This window comes from Paenirhodobacter hankyongi, assembly GCF_003664585.1.
Lineage (GTDB): Bacteria > Pseudomonadota > Alphaproteobacteria > Rhodobacterales > Rhodobacteraceae > Rhodobacter > Rhodobacter hankyongi.
In genome coordinates this window covers 54692-77739 of sequence record NZ_RCHI01000008.1, presented here as the reverse complement: position 1 = coordinate 77739, position 23048 = coordinate 54692, and the positions used below count along the sequence as shown (strand labels likewise).

Genomic DNA, 23048 nt, shown 5'->3' with positions numbered 1-23048 from the left:
TTTTCCTTTTGGCGCATCACCTGCCGGAACGGCACGTCGTGGGGCGTTGACGGCGATACATCCGGCGTGCTGATCTGCGCCGATCTTCGGGAGGGGGCAGATGACGGATGAACGCATCGGCGGGGCAGGCGCCGCACGGATTGCCGCTTTCGCGGCGGCCGAGGCTGCGGTCTATGCCGCGGCCCGCCCGCGCAGCCGCGCCGCGCTCGAGGCCGGCGCCGGGGCCTTTCTCGACGGCGTGCCGATGCACTGGATGCGGGACTGGCCGCAGCCCTTCCCGATGCTGGTCGCGCGTGCCGAAGGCGCGGTGATCGAGGATCTCGACGGCCATGTGATCGACGATTTCTGCCTTGGCGACACCGGCTCGATGTTCGGCCATTCGCCCGCCCCCGTCGCCCGCGCGATCCACGCGCAGGCCGATCGCGGCCTCACCACCATGCTGCCGAGCGAGGCGGCGCTCGAGGCCGGGCGGCGTCTGTGCGAGGTCTTCGGCCCGATGCGCTGGCAGATCGCGACGACCGCAACCGATGCGAACCGCTTCGCCCTGCGCCTGGCCCGCGCCGTCACCGGGCGGCCGAAGGTGCTGGTGTTCAACGGCTGCTATCACGGCACGGTCGACGACACGATGGTGCGGCTCGAGGGCGGCCGGACCGTGGCGCGTCCGGGCCTTGTCGGTCAGGTCGAGGATCTGACGCAGGTCGCCACCGTGGCCGAGTTCAACGACCTCGCCTCGGTCGAGGTGGCGCTGGCCGCGGGCGATGTCGCCGCGATCCTGACCGAGCCGGTGCTGACCAATTCCTGCATGGTGCTGCCCGCGCCCGGGTTCCACGCCGGGTTGCGCGATCTGGCCACCCGCCACGGCGCGCTCCTCATCATCGACGAGACGCACACGATCTCGTCGGGGCGGGGCGGTTACAGCCGCGTGCACGGGCTGATGCCCGACATCTTCGTCACCGGCAAATGCGTGGCGGGGGGGATGCCCACCGCGATCTGGGGCGTGACCGAACCCGTCGCGCGCCGCTTTGCCGCCTATGACGCCACCCGCCCCGCCGGCCATTCCGGCATGGGCACCACGCTGTCCGCGAACCCGATGCAGGTCGCCTGCCTCGTCGCCACCCTCTCCGAGGTGATGACCGCCGAGAATTATGCCCGGATGGAGGCGGGCGCCGCGCGACTGAGCGCGGGACTGACGAAGGCGATCGCCCGTGTCGGCGCCCCCTGGCATGTGGTGCGCGTCGGTGCGCGGGTCGAGTTCATCTGCGCCCCCGGGCCGCTGCTGAACGGCACGCAAGCCGAGGCCGCCCATGCCCCCGCGCTCGAGGCGGCGATCCACCAGGGACTTCTGAACCGCGGCTGCCTGATCGCGCCGTTCCACAACATGATGCTGATTTCGCCCGCCACCACCGAGGCCCAGATCGACCGCCTGGTCGAGGCCTTCGGCGCGGTGCTGGGCCTTCTTTTCGAGACCTGACATGACCCTTTCCCCGTCCGGCTCCTCCATCGAGGAAGCCGAGGAATTCCTCGCCGCCCATCCCGAGATCGAGGCGATCGACATCGTCCTTTCGGATGCCAACGGCATCGGCCGCGGCAAGATCATCCGCCGCCACGAGCTGGTTGGCCTCTACCGCAACGGCCGTCACCTGCCGATCTCGATCCTCGGGCTCGACATCGTCGGCGAGGATGTGCACGAGACCGGCCTGATCTGGGATCAGGGCGATGGCGATCTGCGCGCCTGGCCGATCCCGGGCACGCTGAAGCCGCTCCACGGCACCACGCCGCCGCGGGCCGAGCTGCTGATGAGCATGTATTCGCTCGACGGCGTGCCGATGAGCTCGGACCCGCGCCATGCCCTGAAGCGTCAGGTCGAGGCGATGGCGGGCGAGGGGCTGTTCCCCGCCGGCGCCTTCGAGCTGGAATTCTTCCTGCTCGACCCGGACATGAGCGCGGGTGTGCGGCCGGCGCCTGCGGTGCTCGACGGGCGCCGCTCGGACTGGACCGAGGTCTATTCCGTCGACCACCTGCACGGGATGCAGCCGCTGTTCTCCGACATCTACCGCGCCGCCGAGGCGATGGGGATCCGCGCCGAGACGGTGATCTCGGAATATGCGCCGGGGCAATACGAGCTGACGCTCGATTACCGCACCGACGTGATGCAGGCGGCCGATGACCTCGTGCGGCTGAAGCGCATCGTGCGGATGCAGGCGCGCCGGCACGGCGTCACCGCCTGCTTCATGGCCAAGCCGGTCGAGAAATACGCGGGCTCGGGCATGCATTTCCACGTCTCGCTGCAGGACGGCACGGGGCGCAACATCTTCGCCGAGGCGGTCGAGGGGGTGTGGACCGACACCATCCGCCACGCGCTTGGCGGGCTGCGCCAGACGATGGGCGAGTCGATGCTGGTCTTCGCGCCGCATGCGAATTCCTGGCGCCGCTTCGTCGGGCAAAGCTATGCCCCGGTGTCGCCCTCCTGGGGCGTCAACAACCGCTCCGTCGCGCTGCGCATCCCGGCGGGCGAGGTCAGGGCCCGGCGGATCGAACATCGCCCCTCGGGCGTCGACGCCAGCCCCTATCTCGTCGGCGCCACGATCCTCGCGGGCATCCGCCACGGCCTCGCGCAGCGCATCGACCCCGGCCCCGAGACCACCGGCAATGGCTATGAGGGTGCCGACGACCTGCCGATGCCGCGCGACTGGCGCGAGGCGATCGATCGGGCGACGGCGTCGGAGTTCCTGAAGGAGGCACTTGGTGCGGACATGCACCGCACCTTCACCGCGATCAAGGCGGCCGAGCATGCCCGCGTCGCGCGCTGGATCGCCGACGTCGATTACGCGCTCTATCTGCACAACGTCTGAGCCGGCCGGGGGATTCTCCCCCGGACCCCCTGAGGTATTTGGAGCAAGATGAACGGTACGGATTTCATCTTGCTCCAAATACCTCGGGGGGAGGCTTCGTGAAACGAAGACGGGGGGCAGCGCCCCCCGACCCGATGTCCGATTGTGACGTGGCCTCAGATCAGGCCGGCATGCACCATTGCCGCGTCGATCGCGGCCTTGGTGGCGTCGGTGAGCTCGGTCAGCGGCAGCCGCACCTCGGCCGCGCACAGGCCGAGCTTCGACATCGCGTATTTCGCGCCGGCGACGCCCGGCTCGAGGAAGATCGCGATATGCAGCGGCATCAGCTTGTCCTGATATTCCATCGCCTTGACGTAATCGCCCGCCAGCGTCGCTGCCTGCATCTCGGCGCAGAGCTTCGGCGCGACGTTCGCGGTGACCGAGATGCAGCCGACGCCGCCCATGGCGTTGAAGCCGAGCGCCGTCGCATCCTCGCCCGAGAGCTGGACGAAATCGGGCCCGCAGGTCAGGCGCTGCTTCGCCACGCGGCTCAGATCGCCGGTCGCGTCCTTGACCCCGACGATGCGCGGCAGTTTCGCCAGCTGCCCCATCGTCTCGGGCGACATGTCGACGACCGAGCGGCCGGGGATGTTGTAGATGATGATCGGCAGCGACGAGGCATCATGCATCGCGGTGAAATGCGCCACCATGCCGCGCTGCGTCGGCTTGTTGTAATAGGGGGTCACCACAAGCGCGGCATCGGCGCCGGCGGCCTCGGCGTGACGGATCAGCTCGATCCCCTCGGCGGTCGCGTTCGAGCCGGCGCCGGCGATCACCGGCACCCGGCCGGCGGCGGCCTGCACGACCACCTCGATCACGCGGTTGTGTTCCTCGTGGCTCAGCGTCGGGCTCTCGCCGGTGGTGCCGACCGGAACGATGCCGTTCGAGCCCTCGGCGATGTGCCATTCCACAAGTTTCTTGAGCGTGTCCCAATCGACTGCGCCGTTCGTGAACGGCGTGACGAGTGCGGGGAAGGACCCTTTGAACATGACACGCTCCTGCGGTGGGGGCGGATTCGCCCGGTTGAAATCGGCCGGACCATAGGCGAGCCTTCGCCTCTTGCCAACTTGTGAATTGCATCGGGCCGGGCTTCGGGTCACCACTTGAAAAAACGAGCAGAGCGATGATCCGAACCCTTCCGAAGGCGGTCCTTCTGACCGTCGCCCTTGCCCTTTCCACGCCGCCCGCGCGTGCGGCCGATGCCGCGGCACTGGCTGCGGCACTCTCGGCTGCGCAAGCCGGTGACTGGGACGGCGCGGCGGCAGCCGCGCGACCGGCAGGCAGTATCGCTGCCGACCTGATCGAATGGCAGCGGCTGCGGGCGGGGCAGGGCAGCTTCGACGACTACGCCGAATTCGTCTTGCGCCGGGGCGATTGGCCGGGGATGCCGCTGCTGCGCCGCAAGGGCGAGGACAGGTTGAGCGAGGCAAGCCCGGCCGCGGTCGTTGCCTGGTTCGCCCGGTCCGCGCCGCAGACCGGGCAGGGGGCGCTGTCGCTGATTGCCGCGCTGCAGGCGCTTGGCCGCGACGAGGCCGCCCGGCAGGTGGCCGAGACCGCCTGGCGCAGCCTTTCCCTGACCGAGGCCGAGGAGGTCGCCTTCCTTGCCCGCTATGGCGATCTGGTGGCGCCGGCGCATGGCGGGCGGATGCAGGCGATGCTCGACCGCGGCGAGACCGCGCAGGCGGCGCGCCTGCTGCCGTTTGTCACCCCCGGCACCCGGGCCGTCGCCGCGGCGCGGATCGCGCTGCAGCGCCGCGCACAGGGGGTGGATGCGCTGATCGCCGCGGTGCCGGACTACATGCGGGCCTCGGCGGGGCTGGCCCGCGACCGCGCGGTCTGGCGCTGGCGCAAGAGCCTCGAGGAGGGGGCGGCCGAGATCGTGCTGTCGCGCTCGGACCGTGCCGAGAGCCTGGGCGACCCGGCGGCCTGGTCGACGCTGCGCGGCCAGCTTGCGCGCTTCTTCCTGCGCAAGGGCGATGCGCAGCTCGCCTACAGGCTGGCGGCGGGACATCACCTTGCGGCGGGCAGTGGCGATTGGGCCGATCTCGAATGGCTGGCGGGCTTTGCGGCGCTGAAGCTGGGCGATGCGCCGCAGGCGCTCGCGCATTTCGAGGCGCTCGGGGCCGAGGTGGCGAGCCCGATCAGCACCTCGCGCGCCGATTACTGGCGCGGGCGCGCGCTCGAGCAGATGGGACGGATCGCCGAGGCGCAGGCCGCCTTCCGTGACGGGGCGCGGTTCCAGACCGCCTATTACGGGCTGCTGTGCGCGGAGCTTGCGGGTGTCCCGCTCGATCCGGTGTTCTCGGCCCCGGTGGCGCTTCCCGACTGGCGCGGGCAGGGCTTCACCGCGACCTCGGTCTTTGCCGCGGCGCAGGAGCTGCAGGCAGCGGGCGACGAGGATCTGGCGGCGCGCTTCATCCTGCATCTCGAGGAAAGCCAGCCCGACGCGGCGCTGCCGGCGCTGGCCCGTCTGGCAGAGGAATGGCGCGACCCGCATCTGGCGCTGCTTCTGGCCAAGCGCGCGGCGCTTGGCGGCACGGTGCTGGTGCAGGCCTATTACCCGATCCCTGAGCTGACCACGCATGACCTCGGCGTGCCCGAGGAGCTGGCGCTGTCGATCGCGCGGCGGGAAAGCGAATTCGATCATGCCGTCATCAGCCATGTCGGCGCGCGCGGGCTGATGCAGCTGATGCCGGGCACGGCCAAGCTGATGGCGCCGATGATCGGCGAGACCTACAGCGCGCCGCGGCTGACCACCGATCCGACCTACAACCTGCGCCTTGGCGGCGCTTACCTTGCGAAGCTGCGCGCCGAGTTCGGCGCCTCGCCGGTGCTGGTGGCGGCGGGTTACAACGCCGGGCCCGGCCGGCCGCGGCGCTGGATCGAGGAGATGGGCGATCCGCGGGTGCCGACGGTCGACGTGGTCGACTGGGTCGAGATGATCCCCTTCACCGAGACCCGCACCTATGTGATGCGGGTGGCCGAGAGCCTGCCTGTCTATCGTGCCCGGCTGGGCGTCGCGGGCCCCGGCCCGATTGCCTTCTCGGACGAGCTGCGCGGCATCGCGCCCTAGCGCTGCGCCGCGCGGCGCGCCCGCCACAGGGTGAAGAGCCCCGCGCCGACGGTGACCGCCGCGCCAAGCGCCACGTTCGGGCGCAGCACGTCGCCGAAGATGGTGATGCCGAAGATCGCGCCGAAGACGAGCTGCAGATAGGCGATCGGCTGCAGCGCCGAGGCCTCGGCGATCTCGTAGGCGCGGATCATCAGCCAGTGCCCGGCGATCGCGGTCAGGCACAGAAGGCTCATCCAGCCCCAGTCGCCCGCGCTCATCGGCTGCCAGAACCAGATCCCGCCGGCGGTGGCGGTGAGCGCGCCGGTGATGCCGGTCCAGAAGAAGGACACCTCGCCCGAATCGTCGCGCGCGACCCAGCGGGTGGCGAGCGCATAAATCGCGAACATGATCGCGCCGGCGAGCGGGATCAGCGCCTCGGGGCGGAACACGCCGCTGCCGGGGGCAAGGATGATCGTCACGCCGACGAAGCCCGTGGCAATCGCCAGCCAGCGCCGCCAGCCCACCTTCTCGCCCAGCACCGGGCCCGAGAGCGCGGCGACGATCAGCGGATAGGAGATGAAGATCGAGTGGCTCTCGACCAGGCCGAGCTTGACGAAGGCGATGATCGCCACCCAGATCTCGAGCACCAGCAGCACGCCGCGCAGGCTCTGCATCAGCGGGTGTTTCGTGCGCAGCGCGCCCTTCAGCCCGCCCGCGCTGCGCAGCGCGAGGCCAAGCACGAAAAGCGCGAAGACCCAGTAGCGGATCATCACCACCAGATAGACGTTGTAGGCCCCCGCAAGGTGGCGCGAGATGCCGTCCTGCGCGGCGAAGATGAAGGTCACCGCGACCATCATCGCGACGCCGAGGCGGGTGTTCTGTTCGGTCATGGGCGCACTCCACGGCTCATGTGGCGCTTGCCGGCATGGCCCGGGGCGCGGCTGACCGCGAAGCCCGCGGCGGCAAGACCGCGGCGCACGAAGCCCGCGGCGGTATAGGTGGCGAAGCTGCCGCCGGGCGCGGTGTGGCGGCCGACCTCGGCCATCAGATCCTCGCCCCACATCTCGGGGTTCTTCGCGGGCGAGAAGCCGTCGAGGAACCAGGCATCGGCCGCGCCCGCCCAGAGGGGCAGGGTCTCGCGCACATCGCCGAGGATCACCTCGACGGAAACGCTGCGCAGGGTGAAGCGGGTCTCGCCCCGACCCCAGGCGGTGAGGAAGGGGCCGGCGGCGGCCTCGGCCTCGGGGAAGGCGGCGAGCGCGCGGGCGATCTCGGGCGCCGACATCGGGAAGGCCTCGAAGGAGGTGAAGCGGATCGGCAGATCGGTCGACAGGGCCGTGGCGATCAGGTTCAGCCCGGTGCCGAAGCCCAGCTCGGCCACCTGGAAGCCCGGGCGGAACCGCGCCGGCAGGTCATTACCCGCCAGGAAGACGTGGCGCGTTTCCGCAAGCCCGCCCGCGAGGCTGAAATAGGGGTCGTCGAAGCGCGTCGAGACGGGCGTCGTTCCGTCGCGCCAGTCGAGCGCGGCAGGGCTCTGGTCAGGGGAGGTCATTGCGGGTAGTGCCTGAGGCGAATTCCCGTGGAAACTGGCGAAAGGTCCGGGCAATGGCAAGAGGGGATCGGGTGACAGTGCGCGGCGGCGGCGTGTTCGGCCTTGCCTGCGCCTTCGAGATGGCGCGGCGCGGCGCGCGGGTGCGGCTGATCGAGCGGGTGCGGATCGGCGCGGGCTCGTCGGGTGGCACGGTGGGGGCGCTTGCCCCGCATGTGCCCGAGACCTGGAACCCGAAGAAGCAGTTCCAGCTTGAAAGCCTGCTTGGGGCCGAGGCATTCTGGGCGGCGGTCGAGGCCGCGGGCGGTCAGGGCGCGGGCTATGCCCGGCTCGGCCGGATCCAGCCGCTGGTTGACGCTGCTGCGGTCGAGCGGGCGCGGGCCCGCGCCGCCGGCGCGGCCGAGCACTGGGGCATTGCGGCGCTGTGGCGGGTGCTGCCGGCCGCGCAATTCGCCCCCTTCGTACCGCTCTCGCCCACCGGGCTCGTGGTCCACGACACGCTTTCGGCCCGTGCCGCCCCGCGCGCGGCCTGCGCGGCCCTTGCCGCGGCGCTGACCGCGCTTGGCGGCGAGATCGTGATCGGCGCGGCGGAGGACGAGGGCGCGGTGCTGCACGCGACCGGCGCGCCGGGGCTTGCGGATCTCGGGATGGCCTTCGGCAAGACGCTTGGCGGCGGGGTGAAGGGGCAATCGGCGCTGTTGCGCCATGACGCGGGGGCGGTGCCGCAGATCTATGCCGACGCCGTGCATATCGTGCCGCATGCGGATGGCACTGTGGCGATCGGCTCGACGTCGGAGCGCGACTTCGACGCGCCCGACAGCACCGACGCACAGCTCGAGGCGCTGATCGAGAAGGCACGGGCGATCTGCCCGGTGCTTGCGGGGGCGGAGGTCGTCGACCGCTGGGCCGGGGTACGGCCACGCGCGCGCTCGCGCGCACCGATGCTGGGCGCCTGGCCCGGACGGCCCGGCCAGTTCATCGCGAATGGCGGCTTCAAGATCGGCTTCGGCATGGCGCCGAAAGTGGCGCAGGTGATGGCGGATCTGATCCTCGAGGGGCGCGACGCGATCCCGGCCGGGTTCCGGGTCGAGGACAATCTCTAGGGGGGGCAGCGCCCCCTCGTGTGGGAAGTCACCAGCGCGTCAGCGCGTCTTCGTCGCTTGCCTTCGCGGCGACCCAGGAGGTGCCATCCGGGCCGATCTCCTTCTTCCAGAAGGGGGCGCGCGATTTCAGATAGTCCATCAGGAACTCGGCGGCCTCGAAGGCGGCGGCGCGATGACGGGCGGCGGTGGCGACCATCATGATCGGCTCGCCCACCGTCAGCCGGCCGAAGCGGTGGATCACCAGGCAATCGGCCAGCGACCAGCGCGCCATTGCCTCCTCGGCGATTTTCGCGATCGCGCGTTCGGTCATGCCCGGGTAATGCTCGAGTTCGAGTGCCTGCATCCGGCCGCTGTCGTCGCGCACGAGGCCGGTGAAGGTGACGAGCGCGCCGGCATTCGTACCAGATCCGAAGCCTGCGATCTCGGCCGCGGCGTCGAAGGGGGCGGATTGCACGGCGATCCGCATCTCAGCCGCCCGTCATCGGCGGGAAGAAGGCCACTTCGCGCACGCCCGCCAGCGGGGCGTCGAACTCGGACAGCTCCTGATCGAGAGCGACGCGCAGTGCCGAGATGTCGGCAAAGGCGGCGGCATAGCGCTCTTCGCGCGCGCTCAGTTCCGTCACCAGATCCCGCACCGTCGCCGCCCGGGTCTCGACCCGCTCGCGCGGCAGGCCGATGCGCTCGCGCACCCAGGCGAAATAGACGACGTCAATCACGGCCGGGGTCCCGCAGGAAGGGCAGGGCCTTGCGGAAATAGTCCCAGCCGGTGAGCGCGGTCAGGATCGCGGCGATCCAGATCAGGCCGAGGCCGACGTGGTTGGCCATGTCGGCGAGGGTGAGCCCGGTCGGCAGGTCGCCCTCGCCCGCGCGCGGCGCGCGGCCCTTTTCCAGGAAATCGAGCCCGGTGCCGAGGAACAGCGTGGCGATCGCCACCATCTGCGCGGTGGTCTTCCACTTCGCCAGTTTCGTGACCTTGAGCTTGCCCTTCTCGGCGCCGAGGTATTCGCGCAGCCCCGAGACGAAGACCTCGCGGAACAGGATCACCGTCGCCGGCAGGATCAGCCAGGGGTTCATGCCCGAATAGCCGGTGAGCACCATGATCGCGATCACCACCATCGCCTTGTCGGCGATCGGGTCGAGCATGGCGCCGAATTTCGATTCCTGCTTCCACAGCCGCGCGAGGTAGCCGTCGAAGTAATCGGTGATCGCCGCGCCGACGAAGAGCGCAAGCGCCAGCCAGTCGGCCCAGGGGCGGTGGAAATAGAGGAACATCACCGCCACGCCGGGGGCGGCGAGCAGTCGAAGCACCGTGAGCGTATTCGGCAAGGTCCAGGTCATGCGCGCACCCTAGCGGGGGCGCGCCCCGAGGGAAAGAGGGCCGTTCAGCGCGGCGGGTCCACGTAATCGTGAATGCGGCCCTGCCAGTCGCTCACCCGCCAGCTGCCACGGGTGGGGCCGGGGGTGAAATGATCGGCGGTGACCGGCACCTTGCCGAAGCCGCCGGGGATGTCGAGCACATAGGTCGGCACCGCGGCGCCGCTCAGATGGCCGCGCAGCCCGGCCATCAGGGCTCGGCCCTCGGCGATCGTGGTGCGGAAATGCGAGGTGCCGCGGGCGAGGTCGCAATGATGCAGGTAATAGGGTTTCACCCGATGGTCCTGCAGCAGGCGGAACAGACCGATCAGCGCCTCGTGGGTGTCGTTCACTCCGCGCAGCAACACCGATTGCGACAGCATCGGCACGCCGCCATCGACCAGCCGGGCGATGGCCGCGCGCGCCTCGGCGGTGAATTCCTGCGCGTGATTGGTGTGCAGCACCACCCAGACCGGCGTGCGCAGGCCCGACAGCAGCGCCACCAGATCGGCGTCGATGCGTTCGGGCGCGACCACCGGCACCCGGGTGTGGATGCGCAGCGTGGTGACATGGGCGATCGCGTCGAGCCGGCGCAGCACCTCGGCAAGGCGCCGGTGCGAGAGCGTGAGCGGGTCGCCCCCGGTCAGGATCACCTCGCGGATCGCCGGGGTGGCGGCGACATAGGCCAGCGCCTGCGCCAGCGCCTCCTCGGGCAGCGGGCCGGTCTCGCCCACCGTCTCGCGGCGGAAGCAGAAGCGGCAATAGACGTCGCAGGTCTTGGTGATGTGCAGGATCACCCGGTCGGGATAGCGGTGCGTCACCCCGGGGGCGGGCGAATGCGCGCCGTCGCCGATCGGGTCGATCAGTTCCTCGGCACGGATCTCGAGCTCTTTCGGCGAGGGCACGAATTGCATCGCGACCGGGTCGGTGGCCTCGGTGCGGGCGATCGCGGCGCGCATCGCCGGGGTCACGCGGATGCGGAACTCTTGCGCGACCTCCTTCAGCGCGGGCAGCGCGGCATGAGGGATCAGACCTTCGGCGAGAAGGTCCTCGGGATGGGTGAGCGCGTGGCGGATCGGGCTTTCGTCTGTCATTTGCGGGCCGCTACGCCTGCCGCGGCGATCCGTCAAGCCGCATTTTTCGGCAGGATGTGAGCGCTCACATCTTGTCGTTGAAGAAGTTCCAGATCGTTTCGGCCATCGCCTGCGAGATTCCGGGCACCTCGACAAGGTCGGTGACGCCCGCCCGGCTGACCGCCTTGGCCGAGCCGAAATGCTGCAGCAGGGCGCGCTTGCGGGTGGCGCCGATGCCCGGGACCTCGTCGAGCGGGTTCGCCATCGCGGCCTTCGCGCGTTTCGCCCGATGTGCGCCGATCGCCCAGCGGTGGGCCTCGTCGCGCAGCCGCTGGATGTAATACAGCACCGGGTCCTGCCGCGGCAGCGCCATCGGGCGGGCGCCGATGCGGTGGAATTCCTCCTTGCCGAGGTCGCGGTCGATGCCCTTGGCAACGCCGATCATCGGGATGTCGGTGACGCCCATCTCCACCATGATCTCGTGCACCGCCGAGACCTGCCCGGCGCCGCCGTCGATCAGGAGAAGGTCGGGCCAGGCGTCGGTCTTGCGCTCGGGGTCTTCCTTCAGCAGGCGGGCGAAGCGGCGGGTCATCACCTCCTTCATCATGCCGAAGTCGTCGCCGGGGGTCAGCTCGTCGCCCTTGATGTTCCACTTGCGATACTGGCTTTTCAGGAAGCCCTCGGGCCCGGCGCAGATCATCCCGCCCACGGCATTCGTGCCCTGGATGTGCGAGTTGTCATAGACCTCGATCCGCTCGGGGGGCTTCGGCAGGCCGAAGGCCTCGGCCAGGCCCTTGAGCAGCCGCGCCTGCGCGGCGCTTTCCGACATCCGCCGGCCCAGGCTCTCGCGGGCGTTGCGCAGGGCGTTCTCGACAAGCTCCGCCTTCTCGCCGCGTTTCGGCACGGCGATCTCGACGCGGTGGCCGGCCTTGCCGGCGAGCGCCTCTTCCATCAGGTCGAGATCCTCGATCGGATGCGACAGCAGGATCAGCCGCGGCGCCTCCTTCGTGTCGTAGAACTGACCGAGGAAGGCCTCGATCACCTCGGCCTCCTCGGCGCCCGATCCGGTCTTCGGGTAGAAGTCGTGGTTGCCCCAGCTTTGATGGGCGCGGATGAAGAACACCTGCACGCAGGCCTGCCCGCCCTCCATGTGCAGCGCCACCACATCCGCCTCGGCCACGCCGCGCGGGTTGATGCCCTGGCTCTGCTGCACCGTGGTCAGCGCCGCGATCCGGTCGCGCAGCGCCGCCGCGCGCTCGAACTCGAGCGCGTCCGAGGCGGCCTGCATCTCCTCGGCCAGCTCCTGCTGGATCGCCGTCGACTTGCCCTCGAGGAAGCGCTCGGCATCGGCGACGGTGCGGCCATACTCGGCCTCGGAGATCTTGCCGACGCAGGGCGCCGAGCAGCGCTTGATCTGGTATTGCAGGCAGGGCCGGGTGCGGGAGGCGAACATCGCGTCCGAGCAGTTGCGCAGCTGGAACACCCGCTCGAGATGGTTCAGCGTCCGGTTCACCGCCGCGGCCGAGGCGAAGGGGCCGAAATAGGCGCCCTTCACCGTGCGCGCGCCGCGGTGCTTGCGGATCTCGGGGAAGGGGTGGCTCTTGTCGAGCAGGATATAGGGGAAGCTCTTGTCGTCGCGCAGCAGCACGTTGTAGCGCGGCTTGAGCTGCTTGATCAGGTTCTGTTCAAGCAGCAGCGCCTCGGTCTCGGTGCGCGTCGTCAGGAACATCATGTAGCGCGTTTCCGAGATCATCCGCGCGATCCGCGCCGAATGCCCCGAGGTCCGGGCATAGTTCGACACCCTCGCCTTCAGGTTGCGCGCCTTGCCGACGTAAAGCACCTCCTGCCGGTCGTTCAGCATCCGGTAGACGCCGGGCGAGCTGTCGAGCCGCGAGACGTAATCGGCGATCAGCGCATGGCCGGTCAGCCGCGGGGGTTGCGGCGCTGCAGCGGTGTCGGGAGCGATCTCTGGGTCGGTCATTTCGGAGCCTTGATTCCGGTCTCTGGCTGCAATGTTAAGGCGCGGGGTTCAAGAGGAAAGGAATCCACGGTTTCTGTGGATAACTCTGTTGGGAAGTTTCCGGGAACGGCGATTTTCCCTTGAATCCGGCCTCCTTTCACGGGCGGCCTAAATTTTAGGCAATCTTGTAATTAACTGAAATCATTGATGAAAAATTTTAAACGTCTTCAAGTGGCTGAAAATGCTAGAAGATTCGTAACGCTTGCGTGACAGGTCGCGGCCAGGTGGACAACTTGCCGCAGGGTCACCGTTAAAGGGGCCGGAACGGCCCTATTCGGGCCCCAGAACGTCCGGGGTTTTCCAGCCCAGATGCTGGCCGCCGTCGACGCAGATCAGCTGGCCGGTGACCGCCTTCGCGTCGAGCAGATAGCCAAGCGCGGCGCAGATGTCGTCGGGGTCGGCGCCGCGCTGCAGAATGGTCGCGGCGCGCTGGCGGGTGAAGTGGCTCTCGCTTTGCCGCGCGCCCTGCAGCGTCGGGCCGGGGCCGATCGCGTTCACCCGGATGTCGGGGGCCAGCGCCTGCGCGGCGGTGCGGGTCAGCGCCCACAGCCCGGCCTTGGCGAGCGAATAGGTCATGAACTCGGGCGTCGGCTTGAGCACGCGCTGATCGATCATGTTGACCACCAGCGCCTGCGCCCGTGGCTCGCCGCCGGTGCGGTCGGCGGCCGGCGCCTGCGCGGCGAAGGCCTGGATCAGCACGAAGGGCGCGCGCAGGTTCGAGCCGAAATGACGGTCCCAGCCCGTCCGGGTGGCCGTGCGGATGGTGTCGTATTCGAAGATCGAGGCGTTGTTGACCAGCACCGTCAGCGGCCCGCCAAGCGCCTCGGCCGCGCGCGGCACCAGCGTCTCGACCGCCGCCTCGTCGAGGATGTCGGCGGGCAGGACGACGGCCCTCACCCCCCGGGCGCGGGCCTCGGCCGCGGTCGCCTCGGCCGCCTCGACCGAGCCGTTGCAATGGATCGCCACGTCATGGCCGCGGTCCGCGAGATAGAGCGCCATCGCGCGGCCAAGCCGTTTCGCCGCGCCGGTGATCAGGGCCTTGCCCATGTCGTTCTCCTCAGCCCGCATGGGCGGTCATCAGCACCGCCACATAGGCGGCATAGATCAGGGTGAAGCCAACACCGACCAGCCGGGTGAAGGGCCAGCGGTGCAGGATGAAGGGGGCGATCAGCAGTGTCGCGCCAAGCATCACCCACAGGTCGAGCCGCAGCATTGTCGGCGGCACCTCGAGCTGGCCGAAGAAGCCCGCGACGCCGATGATGCCGAGCAGGTTGAAGATGTTCGAGCCGATGACATTGCCAAGCGCGACATCGGCGCGCCCCTTCACCGCGGCGGTGACCGAGGTGGCAAGCTCGGGCAGCGAGGTGCCGACGGCGACGAGGGTGAGGCCGATCACCGTGTCGGGAATGCCCGCTGCACGGGCGATCGAGCTGGCGCCATCCACCAGGAAATCGGCCCCGAAAGGCAGACCGACAAGGCCGAGCGCGATGAACAGCGCGACCTTGGTCAGGCTCATGTGCACGTCGACCCCCTCGATCTCCTCGTTCTCGCGCTGCGCGCGGTGGGCGAGTGCCTGACGCCCCTGCCGGATCAGGATGAGCACCAGCGCACCAAGCAGCAGCGCGGCATGCGGCCAGCGGATCGGCCCCATGAAGCAGACCAGAATGAACAGCACCGAGGTGGCGATCAGCAGCAGATAGCTTTCACGGGTGTCGGTGGTGTCGGTCCGGATCGCCGAGATGATCGCCGGAATGCCGATCACCAGCAGGATGTTGGCGGTGTTCGAGCCGATCACGTTGCCAAGCGCGATGCCCGGGTTGTGGTCGAGCACGGCTGCGACCGAGACCATCATCTCGGGCGCCGAGGTGCCGAAGGCGACGACCGTCAGCCCGACGATCAGTGCCGGAATGCCAAGCCGCAGCGCCAGGTTCACCGCGCCCTTCACCAGAAGGTCCCCTGCCACCACCAGAAGGCCGAGCCCGGCCAGGATCTTCACCAGATCAATGAGCACTCAGGCCCCCTTTTTCGTGTTTCGTCCGCAGGGGCAGGGTCCCGGCCCGATCTTCGGTCGGCCGCAGGCCGGGCAGCGCCCCGCCAGGCGCCGTGCCTTGCCACCCGGCAGCCGCAGCTTGCCGAAGATGGCCAGCACCGCCATCGCGACGAGGAAAAGCGTCATGCCCTTGATCAGCATGTCACAGCCCGTAACGCGCCCAGAGCGCGCGTTCCTCGGCGGTGTCGAGCAGCGCGCCCGCGACCTCGGCGCCAAGTCCCGCGCCCAGCAGCCGCAGCCAGGACCGGCGCGGCCCGTTCGCCGGCACGATCCGCACCTTGTCGCCGTAAAGCGCCTTCAGCTTCGGCACCGCATGGGCCGTGCCGTCAATGAGCCCGGTGGCCACCGCCTGCGCGCCGGTCCAGACCTCGCCGGTGAACAGATCCGCGCCGCTCAGCCGGGTGCCGCGGCGCGCGGTGACATGGGCCTTGAAGGCGCGGTGCATGTCCTCAAGGAGCCGGGTCAGGCGGGCGATGTCCTCGGGCTTTTCCGGGCGGAACGGGTCGAGGAAGCTCTTCGAGCCGCCCGCGGTGTGCACCCGCCGCTCGATCCCGTGTTTCGCGATCAGCCCATCCAGCCCGAAGCCCGACGAGATCACTCCGATCGAGCCCACGACCGAGGTCTCGTCGGCCCAGATGTCATCGGCCGCGCAGGCCAGCCAATAGCCTCCCGAGGCCGCCACATCCTCGACGAAGGCATGGACGGGCACATGGGTCTCGTCGGCAAGCCGCCGGATCCGTGCCGCGATCAGCGAGCTTTGCACCGGCGAGCCGCCGGGCGAGTTGATCACCAGCGCCACGGCGGCGGGCTTGCCCTTGCGAAAGGCGCGCTCGATCACCGGCGCAAGCGCCGCGTCCGACAGGCCGGGTGACCCGGGGCGGGTGATGCCGATCGCACCTTGCAGGCGGATCAGGGCGACACGGGGCGCGCGGCGGCGCGGGAAGAGGCGGGCAAGGTCCATGTGCCTCGATGTAGGGGGGCACATTAGCGTGAACAAGCCGCGGCGCCGGGGTTTTGCCGAATTTCCCCGCCCTGCGGGGCGCTTGCCGCGGAAAGCGGCCGCCGGGCTCTGGCGCCGCGCAGCGCGGGCGGCTAGCGTGGCGCGATGATCGACAAGCTCGAGATGTTCATGGTGCTGGCGCGCGAAGGCCATTTCGGCCGCGCGGCGGCGGTTTATGGCGTGACGCAGCCGACGCTCAGCTCGGCGATCCGCGCGCTCGAGGAAAGCCTTGGCGTGCAGCTGGTGCTGCGCGGTGCGCGGTTCCAGGGGCTGACGCCCGAGGGGCAGCGGGTGCTCGACCATGCCCGCCGCATCGTCGGCGAGGCGCGCGCGATGCAGGACGAGATGCGCGAGGCGCGCTTTGGCGTCGCGGGGCATCTGCGCATCGGCGTCATTCCCACCGCGCTGCCGCGGGTGGCGCGGCTGACCGGGCCGTTTCTGGCGCGCAACCGCGCCGCGCGGGTGACGCTCTTGTCGCGCAGCTCGGCCGAGATCCGCGAGGGGATCGCGGCGCAGGCGCTTGATGCCGGGATCACCTATCTCGAGGGGGCGGAGCCCGGGCGGCTCGATGCCGTGCCCCTGTGGGTCGAGCGCTATCGGCTGGTCGAGCGCGGCGCCGAGACCGGGCCGCTGAACTGGGCCGAGGCCGCGACCCGGCCGCTGTGCCTGCTCACCCCCGACATGCAGAACCGCCGGCTGATCGATGCGCATCTGGCTGCGGCCGGGGTCGAGGTGGCGCCGCGGGTCGAGTCGAATTCGACGCTCGCGCTGCTGTCCCATGTCGCGACCGGCGCTTGGGCCGCGATCCTGGCCGAGGCGCTGAGCGAGGGCTCGGCGCTGCCGGCGGGCTGTGTCGCGCGGCCGTTGACCTCGCCCGAGGCGCGTCATGCCGTGGGCCTTGTCGTCGGCCATCGCGCCACCCGCACGCCCAGCCTGCGCGCGCTGCTGGAAGAGGCCGAACGGATCGCCGAGCGATAGACGTTCTCTATCAATCAACGGGGGTCTTGCCGTTGATTGGCCTATCGCGCTGCGGTATCGGGCGGTAAGCCAACCGGCCCTGACCTGAGGGAGGAGAGCCATGACCGACACGGCGCGACTGAGCGAGATCGTCGCTTCCCATGCCGAGCGCGAGGGCGCGCTGCTGCCGATCCTGCACGACGTGCAGGCGGAATTCGGCTTCATCCCCGAGGCGGCGCTCGACCCGATCGCCACGGCGCTGCGGCTCAGCCGGGCCGAGGTGGCGGGGGTGATCGGCTTCTACCACGACTTCCGCCGCCAGCCCGCCGGGCGCCATGTGCTGAAGCTGTGCCGGGCCGAGGCCTGTCAGGCGATGGGCGGCGTCGCGCTGCAGGCGCGGCTCGAACGCGCTTTGGGCCAGAAGATCGGCGAGACCAAGGACGGCATCACCTTCGAGGCGGTCTATTGCCTCGGGCTCTGCGCCTGTGCGCCGGCCGCGCAGGTCGACGGGCGGCTGGTGGGGCGGCTCGATGCCGCCGCAGTCGATGCGCTGGCCGAGGAGATGCGGGCATGAGATTCTGGGTTCCGGCAGATGCGGCGGCCAGGGCCTGCGGCGCGGATGCGGTGGCGGCGGCGATCGCGGCCGAGGCGGCGCGGCGCGGCATTCCGGTCGAGATCATCCGCAACGGCACGCGCGGCATGGTCTGGCTCGAGCCGCTGGTCGAGATCGAGGCGCCCGAGGGCCGGCTTGGCTTCGGCCCGATGACGGTGGCCGACGTGGCCTCGCTCTTCGCGGCCCCCGCGACCCATCCGAAGGCGCTTGGCCCGACCGAGGAGATCCCCTTTTTCAAGCGCCAGACCCGGCTGACCTTCGCCCGCTGCGGCCGCACTGATCCGCTCAGCCTGTCCGACTACGAGGCGGGCGGCGGTCTTGCGGGGCTGCGCGTGGCGCTGGCGAAGAAGCCCGAGGAGATCGTCGACGACGTCGTCACCTCGGGGCTGCGCGGGCGTGGCGGTGCGGGCTTCCCGACCGGGATCAAGTGGCGCACCGTGCAGCTCGCCCGCGCGCCGAAGAAATACATCGTGTGCAACGCCGACGAGGGCGACAGCGGCTCGTTCGCCGACCGCATGCTGATGGAGGGCGACCCCTTCTGCCTGATCGAGGGCATGGCGATCGCCGCCCTCGCCACCGGTGCGACGCAGGGCTTCGTCTACATTCGTTCCGAATATCCCGACGCGATCGCGGTGATGCGCCGCGCGGTCGGGATCGCGACCGCGGCGGGGGTGATCGGGGACGCCATCCTCGGCAGCGGCCACGCCTTCCACATGGAGATCCGCGAGGGCGCCGGCGCCTATGTCTGCGGCGAGGAGACCTCGCTGCTGAACAGCCTCGAGGGCAAGCGCGGCGTGGTGCGGGCAAAGCCGCCGCTGCCGGCGCTTCAGGGCTTCATGGCCTCGCCGACGGTGGTCAACAACGTGCTCTCGCTTGCCGCCGTGCCGTGGATCATGGCCGAGGGGCCCGAGGCCTACAGCGCCATCGGCATCGGTCGCTCGCGCGGCACCATTCCGCTGCAAATTGCGGGAAATGTGAAATTCGGTGGCCTGTTCGAGACCGGTTTCGGCATCACATTGGGTGAAATTGTCAATGACATCGCAGGCGGCACGGCCTCCGGCCGGCCGGTGAAGGCGGTGCAGGTGGGCGGGCCGCTCGGCGCCTATCACCCGGTGTCGGATTTCGAGCTCGCCTTCTGCTACGAATGCTTCGCCGAGCAGAAGGGGCTGGTCGGGCACGCGGGTCTGGTCGTGCATGACGACAGTGCCGACATGATGGCGCTCGCCCGTTTCGCGATGGAATTCTGTGCCGTCGAAAGCTGTGGCAAGTGCACGCCCTGCCGCATCGGCGCGGTGCGCGGCGTCGAGACGCTCGACCGCATCGCGGCGGGCGACGGCGCGGCGCTCGCCCTGCTCGACGACCTGTGCGAGCTGATGAAGACCGGCTCGCTCTGCGCCCTTGGCGGCTTCACCCCCTATCCGGTGCAAAGCGCGTTGCGACATTTCCCCGAGGAATTCACCCCTGTCCGGGAGGCGGCAGAATGAAGGACTTCATCATCCCCGAACCCGGCTGGACCAAGGACATGGGCACGCCCGCGCGCGCGGGCAAGCCGGTGCATCTGGTGATCGACGGTGTGGCCGTCACCGTGCCCGCGGGCACCTCGGTGATGCGCGCGGCGGCCGAGGCCGGGATCACCATCCCGAAGCTTTGCGCCACCGACAGCCTCGAGCCGATCGGCTCGTGCCGGCTGTGCATGGTCGAGATCGACGGCATGCGCGGCACGCCGGCCTCCTGCACCACGCCGGTCAGCGAGGGGATGCAGGTCCACACCCAGACCGCGCAGCTGGCAAAGCTGCGCCGCGGGGTGATGGAGCTTTACATCTCCGACCACCCGCTCGATTGCCTGACCTGCGCCGCGAACGGCGATTGCGAGTTGCAGGACATGGCCGGTGCCGTCGGCCTGCGCGAGGTGCGCTATGCCAGAGGCGAAAACCATTTCGAGGTGCGCGCGAATGGCGAGGCGAACCCGCGCTACATCGCGAAGGACGTCTCGAACCCCTATTTCAGCTACGACCCGGCGAAGTGCATCGTCTGCATGCGCTGCGTGCGGGCCTGCGAGGAGGTGCAGGGCACCTTCGCGCTGACCATCGAGGGGCGCGGCTTCGATGCCCGGATCTCGCCCGCCGCGCCCGATTTCCTCTCCTCCGATTGCGTCAGCTGCGGCGCCTGCGTGCAGGCCTGCCCGACCGCGACGCTGGTAGAGAAATCGGTCGAGGAGATCGGCACGCCGGAACGGTCGGTCATCACCACCTGTGCCTATTGCGGCGTCGGCTGCGCCTTCAAGGCCGAGATGCGCGGCGAGGAGCTGGTGCGAATGGTGCCCTGGAAGGGCGGCAAGGCGAACCGCGGCCATTCCTGCGTCAAGGGCCGCTTCGCCTGGGGCTATGCCACGCACCGCGACCGGATCCTGAGACCGATGGTGCGCGAGCGCATCACCGACCCCTGGCGCGAGGTCAGCTGGGACGAGGCGCTGCGCTTCGCCGCGACCCGTCTGCACGCGATTCAGGCGGCGCATGGCAAGGATGCGGTCGGGGTCATCACCTCGTCGCGCTGCACCAACGAGGAAACCTTCCTGGTGCAAAAGCTGGCCCGCGCGGTCTTCGGCACCAACAACACCGACACCTGCGCCCGCGTCTGCCACTCGCCCACCGGCTACGGGCTGAAACAGACCTTCGGCACCTCGGCCGGTACGCAGGACTTCGACTCGGTCGAGAAGACCGATCTGGCGCTCGTCATCGGCGCGAACCCGACCGACGGCCACCCGGTCTTCGGCTCGCGGCTGCGCAAGCGGCTGCGGGCGGGGGCGAAGCTGATCGTGATCGACCCGCGGCGGATCGACCTGCTCGACACCGCGCATCTGGGCCAGAGCTGGCACCTGCCGCTGCGCCCGGGCACCAATGTCGCGGTGCTGACCGCGATGGCGCATGTGATCGTGACCGAGCATCTGACCGATGACACCTTCATCGCCGAGCGCTGCGATCTCGATGAATGGGCCGATTACGTCGAATTCGTCACCAACCCCGCCTATGCCCCCGAGGCGGTCGAGGCGCTGACCGGCGTGCCCGCGGCGACGATCCGCGACGCCGCGCGCGCCTATGCCGCCGCCCCCAATGCGGCGATCTATTACGGCCTCGGCGTGACCGAACATTCGCAGGGCTCGACCACCGTCATCGCCATCGCCAACCTCGCGATGATGACCGGCAACATCGGCCGCGAGGGCGTGGGGGTGAACCCGCTGCGCGGGCAGAACAACGTGCAGGGCAGCTGCGACATGGGCAGCTTCCCGCACGAGCTGCCGGGCTATCGCCATGTCTCGGACGACACCGCGCGGGCGATCTTCGAGAAGGCCTGGGGCGTGTCGCTCGATCCCGAACCCGGGCTGCGGATCCCGAACATGCTCGACGCCGCGGTGGCCGGGCAGTTCAAGGGGCTCTATGTCCAGGGCGAGGATATCCTGCAATCCGATCCCGACACCCGCCACGTCTCGGCGGGGCTCGCGGCGATGGACTGCGTCATCGTGCATGATCTCTTCCTGAACGAGACCGCGAATTACGCCCATGTCTTCCTGCCCGGCTCGACCTTCCTCGAGAAGGACGGCACCTTCACCAATGCCGAGCGCCGGATCAACCCGGTGCGCCGGGTGATGGCGCCGAAGGCGGGCTATGCCGACTGGGAGGTGACGCAGCTCCTGGCGAACGCCATGGGTGCGGGCTGGAGCTATACCCACCCGCGCGAGATCATGGCCGAGATTGCCGCGACCACCCCGGGCTTTGCCGGCGTCACCTACGAGATGCTGGACGAACGCGGCTCGGTGCAATGGCCGTGCAATGACGCGGCGCCCGAGGGCTCGCCGATCATGCATGTCGAGGGCTTCGTGCGCGGCAAGGGCCGGTTCATCCGCACCGCCTATGTGCCGACCGACGAACGCACCGGCCCGCGCTTCCCGCTGCTGCTGACCACCGGCCGGATCCTCAGCCATTACAACGTCGGCGCCCAGACCCGGCGCACCGAGAACGTGGTCTGGCACCCCGAGGACCGGCTGGAGATCCACCCCCATGACGCCGAGACGCGCGGCATCAAGGACGGCGACTGGGTCCGGCTCGCCAGCCGCGCGGGCGAGACCACGCTGCGCGCGACGCTGACCACGCGGGTCTCGCCCGGCGTCGTCTACACCACCTTCCACCACCCGACGACGCAGGCGAACGTTGTCACCACCGACAATTCCGACTGGGCGACGAACTGCCCGGAATACAAGGTGACGGCGGTGCAGGTGGGGCTGTCGAACGGGCCCTCGGACTGGCAGGAGGGCTACGAGGCGCTGAGCGAGGCCGCCCGCCGGATCGAGGCCGCGGAATGAGCCTGCCGGCGGGGGCCAGGCGTGTTCCCGTCCCGGCCGGCGCCGAGGTGCTGGCCGAGGAGGTGCCGGTGGCGCTCGTCTATGACGGGGCGACGCAGGCGGTGATGATGGCGACGCCTGCCGACCTTGAGGATTTCGTGCTGGGCTTTGCGCTGGCCGAGGGGCTGATCGACGGCCCGGCCGAGATCCTGCGCACGGAGATCGTCGCGCAGCCGCGCGGGATCGAGGCGCGGGCCTGGCTTGCCGCCCCCGCGGGCGCCCGCTTTGCCGCGCGGCGCCGTGCGATGGCGGGGCCGGTGGGCTGCGGGTTGTGCGGGCTCGACAGTCTCGAGCAGGCGCTGCGGCAGCTGCCGGCGCGGCCGATGCATGCGGCGCCGACGCCCGCACAGGCGGCCCGGGCGCTCGACGATCTGCGCACCGCGCAGGCGCTGCAGGATGCGACCCGCGCGGTTCATGCCGCGGGCTTCTGGACCGAGGCCGGGGGGCTGATCTCTCTGCGCGAGGACGTCGGCCGGCACAATGCGCTCGACAAGCTTGCCGGGGCTCTGGCCCGTGCCGGCATCGCGACCGAAGGCGGGGCGGTGGTGATGACCTCGCGGCTCTCAGTCGATCTGGTGCAGAAGGCTGCGACCCTTGGCGCCGCGGCGCTGATCTCGCCCTCGGCGCCGACCGCACTTGCGGTGGCCGAGGCCGGGGCGGCGGGGCTTGCGCTGATCGCGCGCGGGCGCGACGGTTTCACCCGATACACAGGCCCCGCCGGGGCAGAGGAGAGTGCCGCATGAGCGAGGACCGTCTCATCCGCATGGCGAACCAGATCGCCACCTTCTTCGAGGTGCAGCCGGGCGATGGCGCCGCGGCCGTCGCCGCGCATCTGAACGAGAACTGGTCGGTGCCGATGCGCGCGGGCCTGGCCGCTCAGATCGCCGCCGGGGCCGGGGGCGTGCATCCGCTCGTCGCCGCCGCCCTGCCGCTGATCCGCACCGCGCGCGTGCCCGTCGCGGGCTGAGGGGGCGCTGCCCCCGTCTTCGTT

The 23048-nt window shown here is 69.9% G+C and carries 22 protein-coding genes; 10 read left to right on the top strand and 12 right to left on the bottom strand.

Translation table 11 applies throughout. The features are described from left to right. The first annotated feature begins 100 nt into the window (after positions 1 to 100). Both DYS74_RS10365 and DYS74_RS10360 read left to right on the top strand, forming a co-directional pair. Entirely contained in the window at positions 101 to 1471 is a 1371-nt protein-coding gene (locus DYS74_RS10365) for an aspartate aminotransferase family protein (RefSeq protein WP_121533532.1), read from the top strand. A gap of 1 nt (position 1472) precedes the next feature. Then, on the top strand, positions 1473 to 2852 hold the full coding sequence (locus DYS74_RS10360; protein WP_121533530.1) for a glutamine synthetase family protein: 1380 nt from the start codon (positions 1473 to 1475) through the stop codon (positions 2850 to 2852). Positions 2853 to 3007: 155 nt separating this feature from the next. Here DYS74_RS10360 and dapA read toward each other — a convergent pair whose 3' ends face one another. After that, positions 3008 to 3880: a 4-hydroxy-tetrahydrodipicolinate synthase gene (gene dapA / locus DYS74_RS10355; protein ID WP_121533528.1), complete on the bottom strand. Its 873-nt coding sequence runs from the start codon at positions 3878 to 3880 to the stop codon at positions 3008 to 3010. 134 nt (positions 3881 to 4014) lie between these two features. On the opposite strand from dapA, the gene DYS74_RS10350 reads away from it, so the two are divergent. Further along, on the top strand, positions 4015 to 5964 hold the full coding sequence (locus DYS74_RS10350; RefSeq protein ID WP_121533527.1) for a lytic transglycosylase domain-containing protein: 1950 nt from the start codon (positions 4015 to 4017) through the stop codon (positions 5962 to 5964). Here the strand turns inward: DYS74_RS10350 and DYS74_RS10345 are convergent. Together DYS74_RS10345 and mnmD are read right to left on the bottom strand one after the other, a co-directional pair. After that, a complete protein-coding gene (locus DYS74_RS10345; RefSeq protein WP_121533525.1) occupies positions 5961 to 6833 on the bottom strand; it encodes a DMT family transporter in 873 nt (290 codons plus the stop codon). The genes DYS74_RS10350 and DYS74_RS10345 overlap by 4 nt on opposite strands. Then, positions 6830 to 7495 carry a tRNA (5-methylaminomethyl-2-thiouridine)(34)-methyltransferase MnmD gene (mnmD, locus tag DYS74_RS10340; protein ID WP_121533524.1) on the bottom strand — a complete coding sequence of 222 codons (666 nt, stop codon included), beginning with the start codon at positions 7493 to 7495 and terminating at the stop codon, positions 6830 to 6832. Before mnmD ends, DYS74_RS10345 begins: the two co-directional genes overlap by 4 nt. A gap of 53 nt (positions 7496 to 7548) precedes the next feature. Here mnmD and DYS74_RS10335 point away from each other — a divergent pair, with 53 nt between their 5' ends. Then, positions 7549 to 8595 carry an NAD(P)/FAD-dependent oxidoreductase gene (locus DYS74_RS10335; RefSeq protein ID WP_121533522.1) on the top strand — a complete coding sequence of 349 codons (1047 nt, stop codon included), beginning with the start codon at positions 7549 to 7551 and terminating at the stop codon, positions 8593 to 8595. A gap of 28 nt (positions 8596 to 8623) precedes the next feature. On the opposite strand, the gene DYS74_RS10330 is transcribed toward DYS74_RS10335, so the two are convergent. The 9 genes from DYS74_RS10330 to DYS74_RS10290 all read right to left on the bottom strand — a co-directional run bounded on the left by DYS74_RS10330 (position 8624) and on the right by DYS74_RS10290 (position 16052). Next, a complete protein-coding gene (locus tag DYS74_RS10330; protein WP_121533520.1) occupies positions 8624 to 9061 on the bottom strand; it encodes a molybdenum cofactor biosynthesis protein MoaE in 438 nt (145 codons plus the stop codon). 1 nt (position 9062) lies between these two features. Continuing rightward, positions 9063 to 9308 carry a molybdopterin converting factor subunit 1 gene (gene moaD / locus DYS74_RS10325; protein WP_121533736.1) on the bottom strand — a complete coding sequence of 82 codons (246 nt, stop codon included), beginning with the start codon at positions 9306 to 9308 and terminating at the stop codon, positions 9063 to 9065. Then, complete coding sequence (gene pgsA / locus DYS74_RS10320) at positions 9304 to 9933, bottom strand: CDP-diacylglycerol--glycerol-3-phosphate 3-phosphatidyltransferase (RefSeq protein ID WP_121533518.1); 630 nt, start codon at positions 9931 to 9933, stop codon at positions 9304 to 9306. The genes moaD and pgsA overlap by 5 nt, the downstream gene beginning before the upstream one ends. Positions 9934 to 9977: 44 nt before the next feature. Continuing rightward, complete coding sequence (locus DYS74_RS10315; protein ID WP_121533516.1) at positions 9978 to 11042, bottom strand: lysine-2,3-aminomutase-like protein; 1065 nt, start codon at positions 11040 to 11042, stop codon at positions 9978 to 9980. Between the two features lie 64 nt (positions 11043 to 11106). Further along, on the bottom strand, positions 11107 to 13002 hold the full coding sequence (uvrC, locus tag DYS74_RS10310) for an excinuclease ABC subunit UvrC (protein WP_121533514.1): 1896 nt from the start codon (positions 13000 to 13002) through the stop codon (positions 11107 to 11109). A gap of 309 nt (positions 13003 to 13311) precedes the next feature. Next, positions 13312 to 14088, bottom strand: coding sequence for an SDR family oxidoreductase (locus DYS74_RS10305; RefSeq protein WP_121533512.1), 777 nt, complete (start codon positions 14086 to 14088; stop codon positions 13312 to 13314). Between the two features lie 10 nt (positions 14089 to 14098). Next, on the bottom strand, positions 14099 to 15052 hold the full coding sequence (locus DYS74_RS10300) for a calcium/sodium antiporter (protein WP_121533510.1): 954 nt from the start codon (positions 15050 to 15052) through the stop codon (positions 14099 to 14101). After that, on the bottom strand, positions 15053 to 15232 hold the full coding sequence (locus DYS74_RS10295; RefSeq protein ID WP_121533508.1) for a hypothetical protein: 180 nt from the start codon (positions 15230 to 15232) through the stop codon (positions 15053 to 15055). Between the two features lies 1 nt (position 15233). Further along, complete coding sequence (locus DYS74_RS10290; protein ID WP_121533506.1) at positions 15234 to 16052, bottom strand: S49 family peptidase; 819 nt, start codon at positions 16050 to 16052, stop codon at positions 15234 to 15236. Positions 16053 to 16196: 144 nt separating this feature from the next. Between DYS74_RS10290 and DYS74_RS10285 the strand changes: the two genes are divergently transcribed. The 6 genes from DYS74_RS10285 to DYS74_RS10260 all read left to right on the top strand — a co-directional run bounded on the left by DYS74_RS10285 (position 16197) and on the right by DYS74_RS10260 (position 23024). After that, the gene (locus DYS74_RS10285; protein WP_121533504.1) at positions 16197 to 17069 is read left to right on the top strand and encodes a LysR family transcriptional regulator; all 873 of its coding nucleotides are present in this window, start codon (positions 16197 to 16199) and stop codon (positions 17067 to 17069) included. A gap of 100 nt (positions 17070 to 17169) precedes the next feature. Beyond that, entirely contained in the window at positions 17170 to 17622 is a 453-nt protein-coding gene (locus DYS74_RS10280; protein ID WP_121533502.1) for a formate dehydrogenase subunit gamma, read from the top strand. Then, a complete protein-coding gene (locus DYS74_RS10275) occupies positions 17619 to 19145 on the top strand; it encodes an NADH-ubiquinone oxidoreductase-F iron-sulfur binding region domain-containing protein (protein WP_121533500.1) in 1527 nt (508 codons plus the stop codon). The genes DYS74_RS10280 and DYS74_RS10275 overlap by 4 nt, the downstream gene beginning before the upstream one ends. Continuing rightward, on the top strand, positions 19142 to 22018 hold the full coding sequence (gene fdhF, locus DYS74_RS10270) for a formate dehydrogenase subunit alpha (protein ID WP_121533498.1): 2877 nt from the start codon (positions 19142 to 19144) through the stop codon (positions 22016 to 22018). Before DYS74_RS10275 ends, fdhF begins: the two co-directional genes overlap by 4 nt. Then, complete coding sequence (gene fdhD / locus DYS74_RS10265; RefSeq protein ID WP_121533496.1) at positions 22015 to 22800, top strand: formate dehydrogenase accessory sulfurtransferase FdhD; 786 nt, start codon at positions 22015 to 22017, stop codon at positions 22798 to 22800. Before fdhF ends, fdhD begins: the two co-directional genes overlap by 4 nt. Next, the gene (locus DYS74_RS10260) at positions 22797 to 23024 is read left to right on the top strand and encodes a formate dehydrogenase subunit delta (RefSeq protein ID WP_121533494.1); all 228 of its coding nucleotides are present in this window, start codon (positions 22797 to 22799) and stop codon (positions 23022 to 23024) included. The genes fdhD and DYS74_RS10260 overlap by 4 nt, the downstream gene beginning before the upstream one ends. Positions 23025 to 23048: the final 24 nt, after the last annotated feature.

Bases quoted from the DNA above. Each gene is read 5' to 3' on its own strand.
- DYS74_RS10350 (WP_121533527.1), top strand. From the start codon at position 4,015: ATGATCCGAACCCTTCCGAAGGCGGTCCTTCTGACCGTCGCCCTTGCC.
- DYS74_RS10275 (WP_121533500.1), top strand. From the start codon at position 17,619: ATGAGATTCTGGGTTCCGGCAGATGCGGCGGCCAGGGCCTGCGGCGCG.
- uvrC (WP_121533514.1), bottom strand. From the start codon at position 13,002: ATGACCGACCCAGAGATCGCTCCCGACACCGCTGCAGCGCCGCAACCC.
- pgsA (WP_121533518.1), bottom strand. From the start codon at position 9,933: ATGACCTGGACCTTGCCGAATACGCTCACGGTGCTTCGACTGCTCGCC.
- dapA (WP_121533528.1), bottom strand. From the start codon at position 3,880: ATGTTCAAAGGGTCCTTCCCCGCACTCGTCACGCCGTTCACGAACGGC.
- mnmD (WP_121533524.1), bottom strand. From the start codon at position 7,495: ATGACCTCCCCTGACCAGAGCCCTGCCGCGCTCGACTGGCGCGACGGA.
- fdhF (WP_121533498.1), top strand. From the start codon at position 19,142: ATGAAGGACTTCATCATCCCCGAACCCGGCTGGACCAAGGACATGGGC.
- DYS74_RS10345 (WP_121533525.1), bottom strand. From the start codon at position 6,833: ATGACCGAACAGAACACCCGCCTCGGCGTCGCGATGATGGTCGCGGTG.
- DYS74_RS10335 (WP_121533522.1), top strand. From the start codon at position 7,549: ATGGCAAGAGGGGATCGGGTGACAGTGCGCGGCGGCGGCGTGTTCGGC.
- DYS74_RS10315 (WP_121533516.1), bottom strand. From the start codon at position 11,042: ATGACAGACGAAAGCCCGATCCGCCACGCGCTCACCCATCCCGAGGAC.
- DYS74_RS10260 (WP_121533494.1), top strand. From the start codon at position 22,797: ATGAGCGAGGACCGTCTCATCCGCATGGCGAACCAGATCGCCACCTTC.
- DYS74_RS10360 (WP_121533530.1), top strand. From the start codon at position 1,473: ATGACCCTTTCCCCGTCCGGCTCCTCCATCGAGGAAGCCGAGGAATTC.
- DYS74_RS10305 (WP_121533512.1), bottom strand. From the start codon at position 14,088: ATGGGCAAGGCCCTGATCACCGGCGCGGCGAAACGGCTTGGCCGCGCG.
- DYS74_RS10330 (WP_121533520.1), bottom strand. From the start codon at position 9,061: ATGCGGATCGCCGTGCAATCCGCCCCCTTCGACGCCGCGGCCGAGATC.
- DYS74_RS10280 (WP_121533502.1), top strand. From the start codon at position 17,170: ATGACCGACACGGCGCGACTGAGCGAGATCGTCGCTTCCCATGCCGAG.
- DYS74_RS10365 (WP_121533532.1), top strand. From the start codon at position 101: ATGACGGATGAACGCATCGGCGGGGCAGGCGCCGCACGGATTGCCGCT.
- fdhD (WP_121533496.1), top strand. From the start codon at position 22,015: ATGAGCCTGCCGGCGGGGGCCAGGCGTGTTCCCGTCCCGGCCGGCGCC.
- DYS74_RS10290 (WP_121533506.1), bottom strand. From the start codon at position 16,052: ATGGACCTTGCCCGCCTCTTCCCGCGCCGCCGCGCGCCCCGTGTCGCC.
- DYS74_RS10295 (WP_121533508.1), bottom strand. From the start codon at position 15,232: ATGCTGATCAAGGGCATGACGCTTTTCCTCGTCGCGATGGCGGTGCTG.
- DYS74_RS10285 (WP_121533504.1), top strand. From the start codon at position 16,197: ATGATCGACAAGCTCGAGATGTTCATGGTGCTGGCGCGCGAAGGCCAT.